The organism is Methanosphaerula palustris E1-9c (assembly GCF_000021965.1).
In the GTDB taxonomy this organism is placed as follows: Archaea; Halobacteriota; Methanomicrobia; order Methanomicrobiales; family Methanospirillaceae; genus Methanosphaerula; species Methanosphaerula palustris.
Window position 1 is genome coordinate 553,459 of the sequence record NC_011832.1, and the last position, 14,090, is coordinate 567,548.

Genomic DNA, 14,090 nt, shown 5'->3' on the forward strand with positions numbered 1-14,090 from the left:
GTCCCCCCTACAACCCCTGACTGCCTTTTGATATCGTGTAGACCTCTTCGACGGGGCTGATGAAGATCTTGCCATCCCCATATGCTCCCTTGTCACTGGTCTTGGCCGTCTTTAGGATCACGTTGATGACCTGGTCCTTCTCTTCATCTGGAATGGCCATCAGGATCATGGTCTTTGGGATCTCGTCATAGACGATCCCACCGATCTTGATCCCTTTCTGCTTACCACGACCCACGACATCCACTACGGTCGCGGCATGGAATCCCGCAGATGATAACTCCCCCAGCACCTCGTCCTTCTTTTCGGGCCTTACGATCGCTCTGATCAGTAACATGCTCTGTTCACCTCACCTTACACAAGTGCATCCATGAATCCATGCTGCATCATCAGTTCTTCCAGCCGGTCCTGTGTCATCGGTTTCGGGATGACAAACATCCTGTTCTCATCAATGGCCTTGGCCAGCTGCCTGTATTCCTCAGCTTGGTTGGACTCCGGTTCGAAGTCGATCACCGTCTTCTTATTGATCTCAGCCCGCTGCACCAGATTGTCCCGTGGGACAAAGTAGATCAACTGGGATCCAAGTTCCTCGGCAAATGCCTTGAGGAGGGGATACTCATTGTCGACCTGTCGGCTGTTGCAGATGATTCCTCCCAGCCTGACCTTGCCTGATACGGCGTACTTATGGATCCCCTTGGCGATGTTGTTGGCCGCATACAGCGCCATCAACTCCCCGGAGGCGACGATATAGATCTCCTCTGCCTTTCCTTCCCTGATTGGCATCGCGAACCCCCCGCAGACGACATCCCCAAGCACATCGTAGAAGACATAGTCCAGGTCGTCGGTATATGCCCCGAGTGACTCCAGCAGGTTGATCGACGTGATGATACCACGGCCGGCACATCCAACGCCAGGCTCCGGGCCTCCTGATTCAACACAGAGGGTGTCCCGATATCCCGGTTTGAGGATCTCGTCCAGTTCGATATCGTCTCCTTCGTCCCGCAGGGTGTCCAGCACTGTCTTCTGACAGAGTCCGTGGAGCAGAAGTCTGGTGGAGTCGGCTTTGGGGTCGCATCCAACCACCATGATCTTCTTCCCCTGTTCAGCCAGTGCCGCGACAGTGTTCTGGGTTGTTGTCGACTTTCCGATTCCGCCTTTTCCGTAGATTGCTACCTGTCTTTTCATAATAATCTCCTCATTTCACCTATTGGATCTTCGTCGTTCTCTTGATTTTTTTCAGACCTATCGGTCTCGGTGTCAGCTCTCCACCTATTTTTCTGGTGCAGATCTCTTGGTTTATGGTGCGGTGATGGTGCCGCGCCTGATCATATCCCACTCCCGGTTCGGGACCACGGATCTAATGCACCTGATATCAGGAGAGCCCTATGGCTCTCTTCTGAATTCGGCACTGTGGCCAGGGTCTGTCCGCCCGGAAGCCTGGTTACGCCGGCCTCTGGGACTGGTCTGGTTCCGCTGCCGGAGATCTCCAATACTGCTCTATCTGTAACTTCGTAATTGCCTCACCTCGGTTCCCACCTTCGTGGTATGAATATAGATACTACCTTTTAATATAAATTAATATTGGAACAACTCTTCTTTCTTTATTATTTAAATATTACTATTACCGATCGGCTAATTTCCATAATTTATCAGTTTATTGTTAGATTAAGTCCAATTCTACCGTTGAAGTAGATTCAGAGACGAACGTGAATTGGACTCTTAAAAAAGGGAAAGCATCTGTGCAGGACCAGCCCCACGCGATCAGTTCTCCTGTTGGACGTCCACCGTGGGAACTGCTTCTGCCATCTTTCTCAGCACCTTCATCCCCCTGGTAACGATCAGGGTGTAGGTACTATCCTTTGCTTCTTCGCCATCGATCTCAATTCCAAACCTGGCCAGTGCCCGTGCAATCACCTCTGCCGATTTCCAGTCGGCATAGGTTCCGGTCAACTGCCTGAGCACTGCAAGGTTGAGCCCCCCCACCCACTCGCGAGGTGTCAGATCCCACTCGATACAGTCGAGCAAACTAGCCTCATTCATAAGATACCGAAATGATCCATCGGAGAGAGGTTCGAGCCCTTCTAACAGTTCATCTGTACTGTTCTGGTCTGCGCATGTCTCTGCGAATTCCTGCATCGTCTGTTCACTCACTTACCCATCTCCCACGTACTGCAAACTTTCATACACGCCCTTCTCATATGCTATTCCTATTTGATCAGGTGAGCCGGGAACCTTTATCATATCTCCTCCCCAAATGTTTGATGATACCCATGAAGAAAAGCATGATGCTGATGATCGGTCTTGTTGCAGCGGTGCTGGTTGTATCGCCGGCAGCTGCATTTGAGACGACATCACTTGATATATCCGTGGGTCAGTCAGGTGGTGCTGTGGTTACCCTTGGTTATCACCTGACGCCTATTGAGATGACTGCTGTCTATCTCCATCTTATCGATCCGTCCACTGAACTTGCTGCAGCGCTCTCTCCATTTAGTTCGAGGGGTGTAGAAGTCCGTTCTGTATCTGTGGACGAGGCTGTGATCAGCCTCGATTCATATGCAGAGACCAGTCCTGGGGGGCAGGGTATGCAGTATATCACCCCAAAGATCGACTTTGAACGGGCAGACTCCTATCTGCAGAACACCTGGTTTGTAGGTTTTATAAATCCAGATATCTCTCCATCAATCACCACGACTCGGTTCCCTGATGGATTTATCGAGACCGCAACAGATCAATCGGTGATCCCATCCTACACACATAACGTGCCGGCTGTTTGAAATGATCTGATGGTTTATCTATCTCCATGTTTTTTTTCATTCATCTCTTTATCGGGGTGCTCCTCGGATATCTGCTCAGTCGATTCAGCGGACGCCATCTCCTCCTCCCCTGCGCCTTCGGCGCAGTGCTTCCCGACTTGGTTGACAAACCACTTGGTTATCTGATTCTCGGGACGATCGTTGATGGTGGTGGACGGATCTATACTCATGGTCTTCTTTTCCTGGGTCTGTTGTTTCTAATAGGGGCTCTGCTCCTGTATTGGACTGGTCGTGCTGACCTTGTGGCGATGGGGGTTGGGGTCCTCTCACACCAGCTCCTGGATCTGATGTGGCTGCAGCCGATAAACTGGCTATATCCGTTTCTTGGTCCTTATCCTACCGTGGGTATTGTTTCTGACTATTTTCTGAATGGATTCATTCGTGAGATCTCCTCACCCCCTGAGTGGGTGATGGGATTCATCTCCCTGCTGGTTATATTCTTCTATGTCCGACGTAATCGGTAGCGGTCTTCCCGAAATTATCATCTCTAATTGTCCCCTAGGGTCTCCGTATGGCATCCATCGAAATTGATGATGATCCCAGTCAATCGGAGAAATCGTAGACGACCCAAAAGGGGACGATCATATCGATTCGATCCTATGATCTATCGTTCTCAAGGAGCAGTTGAACGGTTCTTTAGCTGGGTCAAGGCATTCAGGAAGATTTCATCCAGATATGAGCAGCTCGAGGAATCATTTCGAGGACTGGTCATCATCGCCTGCATACTGATACTATGGAGACTTTTGGGCTGAGCTCAGTAGATTATTCTGAGTTTTTTGTAAACCCTTAAGTTATAATCCATCTAATTTGAGGATAGAGGATTCCTTCTGCTGGTTGCGGTGCTCTCAAAGGTAATCATCACTCGTGTATTGTGTTTATCCTTGATTGAGAAGTGGTTCCCTTCCAGGATGGATCTGCAGCCCATTTCGTGCCAGGATGCAGGGACGAAGTGTGATACCACCTCGGGCATCACGGCAAAGGTGACCTCAGACCTCATTCCTTCAGTGATGGCGACCAGAATAGGAACTCCTCTATCGACCTCGATGGAATTATCATCCTATGAGATTATATCCCCAATAACTGAACCGAACGCTGTATGACAAACAATAATAACATCCATTGAATTTCATCTCTCTCCACTACTCGCTATCATATCCACTGCTATTCCGGATCTGGAGTTCACCAAGATTGTTCATATGCCACTATATCAAATCTGTCGTTTGTGATAATGAAAAGAGAATTCCTGAAATTAGATGAAGAAATGGCAGGCCAGGTCAGAGTCTGACCAGCACCGTCTTCGCCTCGGTGTAGGCATCCAGAGACTGCAGACCGTTCTCCCGACCGACCCCACTCTCCTTCACGCCTCCGAAGGGCACCTCCGGTGGGATCTTCAGGTGCTGGTTCACCCAGATAATACCGGCCTTCAGCCCGCTGACTGCAGTCCGAATCGTCTTTAGGTCACTGGTCCAGATCGAAGCACCCAGCCCGTAGCGTGTGCTGTTGGCGGCAGTAATCGCTTCGTTCAGATCCTTCACCCGAACAATCGGGAGTACCGGTCCAAAGATCTCCTCTCGAAGCAGGATCGAATCCGGGACGACATCAGTCACCAGCGTCGGGGTATAGAAGTTCCCCCGGATGTACTCATCCCCCTGTGGTAGTTCCCCTCCGGCGATCACTCGACCTTCCTCCCGGTCGACCACCTGCCTGACGACCGAGCGGATTGACTCCCGCCCTTGCAGGCTGGAGAGCGGTCCCATCTTCACCTCAGGCTTCATTCCGTCACCGATGGTGATCTGGCCGACCTTCTCGGTAATCTGTTCGATCACCTGGTCGGCGACCGAGTCGACGACATAGAGGCGTTTCACCGCGGTGCAGATCTGTCCGGCATTATAGAACCTGCCGGCGACGGCTCCGGCGACGGCCTTAGGGATATCAGCATCCCCACAAACGATCATTGGATCACTCCCCCCAAGTTCGAGGGTCAACCTCTTGAGGTCATGGGCCGCCAGTGTCATGATCCGCTTGCCGGTCTGGGTCGAGCCGGTGAACGAGACCTTCTGAATTTGTTTGGAACGGACGATCTCCTCCCCTACCTCGTCGCCTGAACCGGTCACCACGTTCAGAACGCCGTTGGGAAGCCCGACATCGTGCAGAGCCGCAGCCAGCATCAGGGGGGTTAGCGGGGTTGCAGTGGCCGGCTTGAGTACGACGGTGTTCCCGGTCAGAAGAGCCGGACCGACCTTCCAGGCCATCAACAGCGCCGGCATGTTCCAGGGGATGATCGCCCCACAGACCCCGATCGGCTCCCGCATTACCGTCGCTTCGGACCCGTCCTCAAGATGCTGAACCGTGGCCGTGAGATTGGACGAGAGGCCGGCATAGTATTCAAAGACCCTGGCTGTACCCCGGATCTCATCAATTGCCTCACGCTGCGGTTTTCCCTGCTCCGCCGTCAGAATTATCGCGATCTCCTCGGCCTGTTCCCGGATCCTGGCTGCAGCCCTGGTGAGGATCTGCCCCCGATGGTGGGAGGAGGTGCCCCCCCATCGGGAGAGCGCCTCCTCTGCGGCATCGGCCGCCCGCTTCACATCATCCCGAACTCCGAGCGGGGCTGGGCCGACCGCCTCGCCATTCGCTGGATTCTTTACCGTATACGTTCTGTCTGAGAGCGAGCCGACCCACTCCCCATTGATCACCATCTTCATGCAGATCACCCGAAATGTAATCTACTGTTCCGCTGATCTTTAGAAATGTGCCGGTCTAAAAGAGATCTAGTTCCCCGATGACCGGGGATTTTTAGTTTTTGTACTCTGTTGGTTCAGGTACCGGCGTCCCAGTTTGAGAGGTAGGTCTTCTGTTCATCGCTGAGTGTATCGATCGTGATCCCGAGTGAGGCCAGTTTCTGGTCGGCGACCTGCACATCGATCGCCTCTGGCACCTCGTAGACTCCGCCGGAGAGTTCTTTCCCGTGTTCGGTGATGTAACGTGCACAGAGCGCCTGAAGGGCGAATGAGAGATCCATCACTTCAGCCGGATGGCCCATCCCCTTCGGTGTCGCAAGGTTTACGAGCCTGCCCTCTGCAAGGATATGGATCCGCTTTCCATCCAGCAGGTAGGTGTCGATCCCATCACGGCTCTCCTTTCCCGATGCATGCGCTTCGAGCCAGTCGATATCGATCTCCACGTTGAAGTGGCCGGCATTGGCGAGAATCGCCCCATCTTTCAACTGGCTGAAGTGAGTGCTGTTGATCACATGTGCGTTCCCTGAGACGGTGACGAAGATATCCCCGAGACGTGCGGCCTCCGCCATCGACATCACCAAAAATCCATCCATATGCGCTTCGAGCGCCTTCCTCGGGTCGACCTCGGTGACGATCACCTTCGCACCGAGACCGTGCGCCTTGCGTGCAAGCCCGCGTCCGCAGAACCCGTAGCCTGCCACGACCAGGTACTTGCCGGCGATCAATACGTTGGTGGTGATCATCACAGCAGAGAGAACACTCTCGCCGGTCCCATGGACATTGTCGAAATGATGCTTCATCGGGGTGTCATTGACGGCGACCACCGGGAACTCAAGTTTTCCTTCCGCGGCCATCGCATGTAACCGGTGGATCCCGGTGGTGGTCTCCTCGCACCCGCCGATCACCGTGCTGAGCAGTTCTCGCCGCTTGGTATGGATGTAGTGGATCAGATCCATCCCGTCGTCGATGGTGACGGACGGCTTTGCATCGAGGACCTTGTCGATCGCTGCGTAGTACTCCTCGACCGAGCATCCCCGCTCTGCAAAACAGTGGACATGCGGCACCCTGTTTAACGCCTGGGCGACATCATCCTGGGTGCTGAGCGGGTTGCAGCCGGTGATATAGACCTCTGCACCGCCCGCGGCCAGGGTCATAACCAGGTTGGCGGTCTTGGCTTCGACATGCAGGGCCATCCCGATGGTGACTCCGTGAAGAGGCTGCTCTTTTACAAACTGTTCCCTGATGCGCGAGAGGACCGGCATGAACTGCCCTGCCCATTCGATCTTCAAAGTCCCTGTATCCTTCTCCATGCTGATATCCCGACTCGAATCACCTGTAAATAGCCATCTCTGGTCCTGCAGGGGATGGAGTCATCTCCTGATAGATTAGCGGTATAATTACTTAATCCATAACTCTGATATGGCCGCCCTCTCACCTGTATATATGGTTCTGACCAAACGGATCATCCCCTGCCTCGATCTCAAGGACGGGAGAGTGGTGAAAGGAACACACTTTGTCGACCTCAGGGATGCCGGCGACCCGGTTGAACTGGCCGAACGCTACAACGAACAAGGGGCTGACGAAGTGGTCTTTCTGGATATCACCGCCTCGAAGGAGCAGCGGGGTGCTATCCTCTCAGTGATCAGCCGGGCTGCAGACCAGCTCTTCCTTCCGCTGACGGTCGGCGGTGGGATCAGGACGATCGATGACATCCAGCAGCTCCTCCGGGCCGGCGCCGACAAAGTCAGCATTAACACCAGCGCGATCAAGGATCCCTCTCTGATCAGCGACGGGGCCGTCCGGTTCGGTAATCAGTGTATCGTCGTCGCCGTGGACGTCCGGCGGTCCACCGCAGCGAACCCCGACGCTACAGTGATCCATCTCCCCGACGGTACCACCTGCTGGTACGAGGTGGTGATCTACGGCGGTTCGACCCCGACAGGGATCGATGCGGTCAGGTGGGTACAGGATGCAGAAGAGCGGGGCGCCGGCGAGATCCTGCTGACCAGCATGGAGACCGACGGTACGAAGAACGGGTTCGACCTGGCCATCACGGCCGCCGTCTCAGATGCGGTTTCGATTCCGGTGATCGCCAGCGGCGGGGTCGGAACCCTCGCAGACTTTTATGATGGGGTGACCGCAGGCAAGGCGGATGCCTGCCTGGCGGCCAGTGTCTTTCATTATGGTGAGTTCACGGTTCGGGACGTCAAGACCTATCTCGCTGGTCGCGGTGTGCCCGTACGGCTCTGAGGTCCAGTTCAACGGCTGCAATCGGGTGGTCGAGTTCGAACCCGAGGATCACCCTCGGGCTGATCTCCCCAAAGACCCCGACTGTGGTCCCGTCGACGATGATATCCCCTCTTCTTCCGTCGATGAAGGCAGGGTCTGTTGACTCTGCTGTGGTATAGGGGAGGTTGAGATCTCTGCAGAGCGCGTCCGCAGCTGCGTAGGCCTCGCTGAAGTCTGCAGCCCCGTGGCAGGAGACGGCAGCCGCTTTCTGGTGGGTACTGATCCCCTCGACGACATCACCAGTGCAGAAGATTCTCTGGGGCAGTTCCCGGTACCTATTCATCTGGAGCAGTTCGAGGAGCAGCGGCAGCAGGTCAGTCCTGACGATCGTCTGGTCCTCGGTGATCGGGTGGAGCAGGTGGAGGGCGGTCGGCGACCGCTCGCGCTGCATCAGGTCGTAGGTCACCGTCTCGCTGGTCAGAGTGAACGGCATCACCTCGTGGTAGCCGAGCCCGGTCAGGATCTCCCTGACGGCGCCCCCGATCACTGAGACCTGGCTCTGCTCGCCGATCGTCGACGTCTCCGGCAGGGTCGCATCGAAGTTCTCATACCCGTACGCGACTGCGACATCCTCAAAGATGTCCCAGTCGTGCATGATGTCAGCCCGATAGCAGGGGACCTCGACTCTGATTCGGTCTGTCCCGTCCGGTGTCGCTTTAAAACGCATCTTCTCAAGCAGGGTGGCCATCTCCGGGGCGGTCAGTGAGAGGCCGAGCAGTTTATTCCCCTCATCCACCGAGACGGTCCTGACTGATGGCGACAGGTCTGGGGACTCCACACCGTCGATCGTCACGCTCTCCACCGTCCCGCCGGCCTCGACGAGGGCGGCGCAGACGATCTTCACGGTCACCTCGACAGCCCGCTGGTCGGTGCCGGTGGTGTCGAGCAGGATGTTCTTCGTCTCGGTGGTGACCCTTGTGAGATCCCCGTTGATGATCGGTGGGAACGAGCAGACCCGGTCCTCGGCGTCGACGATCAGCGGATAGCGCGGGTGCTCCCTGACCAGATGGGCATAGGCCCGCCCCTTGGGATGCTCGTCGAGCATCTGCTCCATCGTCATCGGTTCGGTGAAGTCGAGTGGCACGAAGGACCTACTCTTCTCTGCAGCGCAGTACCGAAAGGGCGGAGTGATCTTGTCCAGGTCATGGAGCCCGATAGCCATCTTCTTTCTGCCGCGTCCGATGGCCCAGTGGAGCGCCTCCTGAAGTCCCATCAGGCTCTGGATCGCCTCCTCCGAGAGGGAGAGCCCTCTGATCACGGCCGAACCGAGGAACGGCCGGATCTCTTTGAGGGCCGGGTCGATGGTGAACGAGACCCCTGATGGCTTCACTTCGTAGGTGACCGACCCGGTCTCGATCCCGAGGAACCCCCTCATCGCCCTGGCGACCCCTTCTGTGGAGAAGAGGTCCGGTCGGTCCGGGAAGAACTCGACGTCTGCATGGTCGTCCTCGATCCGTTCGATATCTGACCCGATCATCGGCAGCCTGTCAAGGATCGTCTCCTTGTCCGTGCCGATGAGAGTTGTCAGGTAGGTGTAGGGTAGGGTGATAATTGTCATCTGGTCACCGCCTCGTGGACGATTGGGTGTCCGCAGGGAGGATCGGGGCGTCCCGGATCCAGTCGATGTCGCTCCGGTAGAGCATACGGAGATCTTTAAGCCCCAATTTCAGCATCGCAACCCTTGAGACGCCGAGTCCCCATGCGAGCACTGGTGTCTTCACGCCCCAGGGGTCGGTCACCTCCTGGCGGAAGATCCCGGCCCCGCCGATCTCCACCCAGCCGAGGCCGTCGACATAAACCTCGGGCTCGACGCTCGGCTCGGTGTACGGGAAGTACGCCGGCCGGAACCGGACATCGGCGAAGCCCATCTTCAGGTAGAACTCTTTTAAGAAACCGAGCAGGTGCGAGAAGGTGACTTCCTTGTCCATCACGACCCCTTCGAGCTGTTCGAACTCTGGGGTGTGCGTCGGGTCGATCGCCTCGCGGCGGTAGACCCTGCTGATACAGAAGGCTCTGACCGGGGGTTCCGGATGGGTGGCCAGGTACTGGATCGAGAGACCAGTGGTGTGCGTCCGGAGGACGCACTGTTCCGCCTTTTTCCCCGACCATACGCCGCCCCAGCCGCTCGAGGTGGTGTCGCCGCCATGCTCGTGCATCGCCTTGACCCGTTCGTACCCCTCGGGTAGGTCTGTCTCTTCGGCGAGGTAGAAGGTGTCCTGCATCTCCCTCGCCGGGTGGTCCTGAGGCTGGAAGAGGGCGTCGAAGTTCCAGAAGGCACTCTGGACCAGTTCCCCACTGATCTCGGTGAACCCCATCTCCAGCAGGATCTGGCGCATCTCGTTGATCAGGCGCTGGTAGGGGTGGATCTTCCCCGGGACGGCCCGCCGGGGCAGCCGGTCGATTCGGTACCGCCGCAGGTTCAGGTGCTCCCACTCCCCGGTCAGCAGGTGCTCGTGAGTGATCTGCCCGGTCTCCTCCCGGAGATCGAGCCCCTCGTTGACTAGTGCCTCGCCGGCTGGGGTCAGCCTCATCGTCGTGACGGCCGACTCATGATCGACGATCAATCCGCGCCGGATCAGGGCGTTCAATCCTTCACCCTCGGTTAGTGGCCCCTTCAGGGCCAGTTCATCGATCCCCTCGGGTGCGTCCCCGTTCCTGCTGATCAAACCGTCCCTGATGGTGACCCAGCCCTTCTTCCGCATCCAGCCGATCCCGATCTTTGAGAGCGGGTGCTGTTTGAGGGTCGCCATCTCGATCGAACCCTCGAAACTGTTCAGCAACTGCCGTTCCGGCAGCCCAGCACGGGCATAGACCTCTCCCTCTTCGTTCAGTACATAGGTGTGGGTGACCGTCCTGGTCATCGTTGCAAACCCGTTCTCCTCTGCCAGGTGAGCCCACTGGATCACCGCGTCGGTCGCGGTCTGCATCTCCTCGGCCACCGATTCGGCGGTCCTGTCCAGGTGGCCGGCCAGCACGGCCAGAAGCCTCTTCTCATTCTGGGTGACTCCTGTCGGCCCTCTCTTATCTGCTGATGGTTCTTTCTCCATGGTTATACCTCTACCAGATGCTCGACTGCATCCATCCGTTCTGAAAAGTCATGCAGGAATTCGCTGACCCGTGCAAAGGTCTCCTTCTTGCACGCCCCGCAGGTCAGTTCCCCCCCACAGCACCTGTCCCTGAGTTCCTGCAGTTCCCGGTCATCTTCGATCAGATGGAAGAGGTTGAGGAGATAGACCGGGCAGCGATCAGCCTCCCCACCCATTGCCTTCTGTTCCTCAAGAGTAGGTCGACCCCCGGTCACTGCCCCCATCACCTTCTTCTTCACGGCCGCTTCCGGTTCATGGAATCCAATGATACTCTCCGGAACTGATGAGGACATCTTCCCACCCTGCAGCCCCGGCATGAACTGGTGATAGGTGGCTGACGGGGTGAAGAACCCGAAACCACCGTGTTCGATCTCCACCGCTCGGGTCCGCTCCTTCACCTCTTCGAGTGGGACTCCTCTGATATCGACATGCCCTTCGTACTTTTTGGATCCTTTATACGTCCGATGCACGGCCTCAAGGGCGGCGGCCGGGGCATTCTTGGACCTGACACTGACATGATCCCCCCGGTCCTCGACGGTGAAGAATCTCAGTTTGCGGGCCACGTCCCGTGTCAGTCTGATATGCGGATCCTGGTCGATCCCGACCGGGACCACGGTTGGGGCCGGCACCCCTTCGACCTGTGGATCGAGGATGTCGGCGACCTGGTTGATCACACTCATCGCATGGGCCAGGGCGGTCTCGGAGCCGAAGCCATAGATCGCCGAGAGGTCCGAGAAGTTTACCCGGGTTGCCGCCTCAAAGGCTAGGTTCTTGAGCACCTCGTTTCGTGACTGGAAGTAGGTCCGTCCCTCAAACCCGAGCGCATAGAGGCATTGCAGGTATTCGCGTCCGTACTTGTCACAGTCCTCCCAGGAGAGCCCCCGGACGGCATGGGCCTCGCAGTCTGCGATGGTGATCGTCCCCTGGCCACCCTGCCGGATGTGCCAGACAACCTCTTTCATCACCATCAGGTGGCCGAGATGCGGGTGGCCTGAGGGCATGAACCCAGTCAGCACATGAAACGGTCTCTTTTCTCTGATCGCCGTGGCGATCTGTCCATAGTCCCGGTGACCGATCACGACACCCCGGCGCATAAAGGTCGGGATTTCCGGGAGGTCCCCGAGGACCGGACCGATTGGTTCGATCCCGAACTCTTCAAACAGTTTTTTCGTATCGATGGACTGGCCGCTCGACCAGGGGTTGATGGATGGCTGCATGGATGGTACGCTCATAACTTGATTCGTCCGAATTCGATGTACTGAATTCCGGTAGTATGTACACATCCAAACAACATCTTCTTTTTGACACTGTGGGCGAGCCTGACCGAACGGGATATCACACTCATCGGCAGTGCTGTACCTCTGGCGATCGCATGGATCAGCAGATCTGAATGGGACATGCCACAGACATAGACCCTGAAGTGGTGGCCGAACTTGTACCCGGTCCGAGGGATATATCCAAGGTCCCGGATCTGGTCATACACCGCAGCCTTCTCGGTGGCCTCGGCATCGTCTGCTTTGAAGAGTTCGGTATACTCTCCAGGAGAGAGGATCTGATCTCTATGATGCACGGTTAGAATTTCCCTCTTCTGCAGATAGCCCGCCTCGACCAGCGAGAGCATCAGTCTCTGATCATCGAACCGTTTCCCGTAACCGGCCGCTTCGAACACTGAGCCGGCCGCCCCCGGGATCAGCACCGATCTGCCGGTGAGGAGACCATCCACTGGTTCAAGGGTGGGCTCAGGTTGGTCCTTCTGCAGGGGCTGGAGTTTGATCTCGTAGTAGGTCAGTTCCCCTTCGTCGTCGACAACGGCCAGCACATGCTGTTTGCGCATATTGATTGAGGCTGCCGCCTCGCTGATCAGCACCTCGAAGTCGATCAGGTCCCGTTCTGAAAGAACTCTGACCATGTACTGCGAGGTACCGACACCGGGCCGCTGCCCCCGCCGGAAGACCCGGAAATCATGGGGCCCGGTCTGGACCACGTACCCCCGTTCGCGGAGGTCCCGGTAGACGATGAAACTTCGGAAGAACAACTCCTGTTCACAGAAGTATGAGATCAGGCTCTCCAGATCATATCCTTCAATGGTGATCTTGGACCGGTAGACCAGGTACAGCGCCTCCTGAGGGGCCAGCCGCAGCCCGTCCTTCTCCGGCCTTCCATAGCCACTCTGCTCATAGAGCACAAGCCCATCCATCCCGAGCCTCACCGAGGTCCCGTCGACGCTCCCCTTCACAAGGAACTTATTGGAGGGGCAGGTTTTAAAATGGTGCACATGCGGTTGCCATCCTGGGATCCCGCGCCTGTGATTCAGGTGGTGAACAGTTTTCGCTCGGTCTGGGTGCGGGTATGGATCTTCACATAGACTGCGATCACATCGTCCCGGGTATCCCGGATCGGCCGTGCTGAGAGGGTGATATGGCGCTTCTTCTTGTCGTTGGTGATCATAGCCAGATTGTTCTCGATCCCGATCACCATGCTCTCCTTCACCACTTCATAGATAGGGTCCTCGATCGGCTGCCCGGTCCTGATATCAATCAGAAAGAAAAGTTTGTTGATCGAGTGCATGATGGCCTGTCGGTAACTGACATTGATCAACTGCTCTGCGTACGGATTCATGAAGAAGATCCTGCCTCTCATATCTGTCATAATGATCGCATCGAGTGCGGCCATCACACTCTTCACCCCGCCATCCTTGAGATTCAGCACTCTCTTCCGCATCGTGTGGTTATACAGTGCGATCTCAATATTTGAGTAGAGATCTCTGTCATTGAACGGCTTGCTAATGAATCCCATCGGTTCGGCAATCTTTGCCCGTTCGATCGTTTCGTCGTCATAACTGCCAGTCAGGAATACGACCGGGATATTGAAGATGGTGTTGATATATCGGGCTGCATAGATCCCATCGATGACCCCCTTGAGGGTGATGTCCATCAGCACCAGATCGGGCCCGAGATCTGCGGTCTGATTCAGTGCCTCTTCACCGCTCGTGACCTTGGCCACGATGGTGTAGTCCTTCTTCTGAAGCATCCGTTCGATCAGGCTCGCAATGATCTCATCATCCTCGACGATCAGGATTTTTTTCAGTTTTGTCATGAATACAGAGCGGCAGAGGGATAGCAGTTGCTTGCGCTCTTTCCCCAATATATATCAGTTTCTGTAAT

At 56.2% G+C, this 14,090-nt stretch carries 14 protein-coding genes; 4 read left to right on the top strand and 10 right to left on the bottom strand.

Annotated features, from left to right (window positions below):
- Positions 1 to 7: 7 nt before the first annotated feature.
- From MPAL_RS02830 to MPAL_RS02840, 3 genes are all read right to left on the bottom strand, one after another.
- Positions 8 to 334 (bottom strand): P-II family nitrogen regulator, encoded by a 327-nt coding sequence (locus MPAL_RS02830; RefSeq protein WP_012617252.1) that lies wholly within the window; start codon positions 332 to 334, stop codon positions 8 to 10.
- 17 nt (positions 335 to 351) lie between these two features.
- The gene (nifH, locus tag MPAL_RS02835; protein ID WP_012617253.1) at positions 352 to 1,182 is read right to left on the bottom strand and encodes a nitrogenase iron protein; all 831 of its coding nucleotides are present in this window, start codon (positions 1,180 to 1,182) and stop codon (positions 352 to 354) included.
- A 576-nt stretch (positions 1,183 to 1,758) separates the two neighbouring features.
- A complete protein-coding gene (locus tag MPAL_RS02840) occupies positions 1,759 to 2,148 on the bottom strand; it encodes a hypothetical protein (protein ID WP_048145099.1) in 390 nt (129 codons plus the stop codon).
- A gap of 119 nt (positions 2,149 to 2,267) precedes the next feature.
- Between MPAL_RS02840 and MPAL_RS02845 the strand changes: the two genes are divergently transcribed.
- The 3 genes from MPAL_RS02845 (at position 2,268) to MPAL_RS17430 (ending at position 3,562) form a co-directional block, all read left to right on the top strand.
- A complete protein-coding gene (locus tag MPAL_RS02845; protein WP_012617255.1) occupies positions 2,268 to 2,771 on the top strand; it encodes a hypothetical protein in 504 nt (167 codons plus the stop codon).
- 26 nt (positions 2,772 to 2,797) lie between these two features.
- Positions 2,798 to 3,274, top strand: a complete 477-nt coding sequence (locus MPAL_RS02850; protein WP_012617256.1) for a metal-dependent hydrolase — start codon at positions 2,798 to 2,800, stop codon at positions 3,272 to 3,274.
- A gap of 69 nt (positions 3,275 to 3,343) precedes the next feature.
- The gene (locus MPAL_RS17430; protein WP_394295853.1) at positions 3,344 to 3,562 is read left to right on the top strand and encodes a transposase; all 219 of its coding nucleotides are present in this window, start codon (positions 3,344 to 3,346) and stop codon (positions 3,560 to 3,562) included.
- Positions 3,563 to 4,084: 522 nt separating this feature from the next.
- Here the strand turns inward: MPAL_RS17430 and MPAL_RS02860 are convergent.
- Complete coding sequence (locus tag MPAL_RS02860; RefSeq protein WP_012617257.1) at positions 4,085 to 5,515, bottom strand: aldehyde dehydrogenase family protein; 1,431 nt, start codon at positions 5,513 to 5,515, stop codon at positions 4,085 to 4,087.
- A gap of 113 nt (positions 5,516 to 5,628) precedes the next feature.
- Positions 5,629 to 6,861 (bottom strand): adenosylhomocysteinase, encoded by a 1,233-nt coding sequence (locus tag MPAL_RS02865; RefSeq protein ID WP_012617258.1) that lies wholly within the window; start codon positions 6,859 to 6,861, stop codon positions 5,629 to 5,631.
- Positions 6,862 to 6,994: 133 nt separating this feature from the next.
- Between MPAL_RS02865 and hisF the strand changes: the two genes are divergently transcribed.
- The gene (gene hisF, locus MPAL_RS02870; protein ID WP_012617259.1) at positions 6,995 to 7,801 is read left to right on the top strand and encodes an imidazole glycerol phosphate synthase subunit HisF; all 807 of its coding nucleotides are present in this window, start codon (positions 6,995 to 6,997) and stop codon (positions 7,799 to 7,801) included.
- Here hisF and pheT read toward each other — a convergent pair.
- Genes pheT through MPAL_RS02895 form a run of 5 tightly spaced genes read right to left on the bottom strand, consistent with a single transcriptional unit; the run spans position 7,758 to position 14,022 of the window.
- Positions 7,758 to 9,398 carry a phenylalanine--tRNA ligase subunit beta gene (pheT, locus tag MPAL_RS02875; RefSeq protein ID WP_012617260.1) on the bottom strand — a complete coding sequence of 547 codons (1,641 nt, stop codon included), beginning with the start codon at positions 9,396 to 9,398 and terminating at the stop codon, positions 7,758 to 7,760. The genes hisF and pheT overlap by 44 nt on opposite strands.
- A gap of 4 nt (positions 9,399 to 9,402) precedes the next feature.
- Complete coding sequence (pheS, locus tag MPAL_RS02880; RefSeq protein WP_012617261.1) at positions 9,403 to 10,887, bottom strand: phenylalanine--tRNA ligase subunit alpha; 1,485 nt, start codon at positions 10,885 to 10,887, stop codon at positions 9,403 to 9,405.
- Positions 10,888 to 10,889: 2 nt separating this feature from the next.
- On the bottom strand, positions 10,890 to 12,143 hold the full coding sequence (locus MPAL_RS02885; protein WP_012617262.1) for a tryptophan--tRNA ligase: 1,254 nt from the start codon (positions 12,141 to 12,143) through the stop codon (positions 10,890 to 10,892).
- Positions 12,144 to 12,154: 11 nt separating this feature from the next.
- A complete protein-coding gene (endA, locus tag MPAL_RS02890) occupies positions 12,155 to 13,201 on the bottom strand; it encodes a tRNA-intron lyase (RefSeq protein ID WP_012617263.1) in 1,047 nt (348 codons plus the stop codon).
- 35 nt (positions 13,202 to 13,236) lie between these two features.
- A complete protein-coding gene (locus MPAL_RS02895; protein ID WP_012617264.1) occupies positions 13,237 to 14,022 on the bottom strand; it encodes an ATP-binding response regulator in 786 nt (261 codons plus the stop codon).
- Positions 14,023 to 14,090: the final 68 nt, after the last annotated feature.

Coding starts and splice junctions, on each gene's coding strand:
- MPAL_RS02830 (WP_012617252.1), bottom strand. CDS start 334: ATGTTACTGATCAGAGCGATCGTAAGGCCCGAAAAGAAGGACGAGGTG.
- nifH (WP_012617253.1), bottom strand. CDS start 1,182: ATGAAAAGACAGGTAGCAATCTACGGAAAAGGCGGAATCGGAAAGTCG.
- MPAL_RS02845 (WP_012617255.1), top strand. CDS start 2,268: ATGAAGAAAAGCATGATGCTGATGATCGGTCTTGTTGCAGCGGTGCTG.
- MPAL_RS02850 (WP_012617256.1), top strand. CDS start 2,798: ATGTTTTTTTTCATTCATCTCTTTATCGGGGTGCTCCTCGGATATCTG.
- MPAL_RS17430 (WP_394295853.1), top strand. CDS start 3,344: ATGATCCCAGTCAATCGGAGAAATCGTAGACGACCCAAAAGGGGACGA.
- MPAL_RS02860 (WP_012617257.1), bottom strand. CDS start 5,515: ATGAAGATGGTGATCAATGGGGAGTGGGTCGGCTCGCTCTCAGACAGA.
- MPAL_RS02865 (WP_012617258.1), bottom strand. CDS start 6,861: ATGGAGAAGGATACAGGGACTTTGAAGATCGAATGGGCAGGGCAGTTC.
- hisF (WP_012617259.1), top strand. CDS start 6,995: ATGGTTCTGACCAAACGGATCATCCCCTGCCTCGATCTCAAGGACGGG.
- pheT (WP_012617260.1), bottom strand. CDS start 9,398: ATGACAATTATCACCCTACCCTACACCTACCTGACAACTCTCATCGGC.
- pheS (WP_012617261.1), bottom strand. CDS start 10,887: ATGGAGAAAGAACCATCAGCAGATAAGAGAGGGCCGACAGGAGTCACC.
- MPAL_RS02885 (WP_012617262.1), bottom strand. CDS start 12,143: ATGCAGCCATCCATCAACCCCTGGTCGAGCGGCCAGTCCATCGATACG.
- MPAL_RS02895 (WP_012617264.1), bottom strand. CDS start 14,022: ATGACAAAACTGAAAAAAATCCTGATCGTCGAGGATGATGAGATCATT.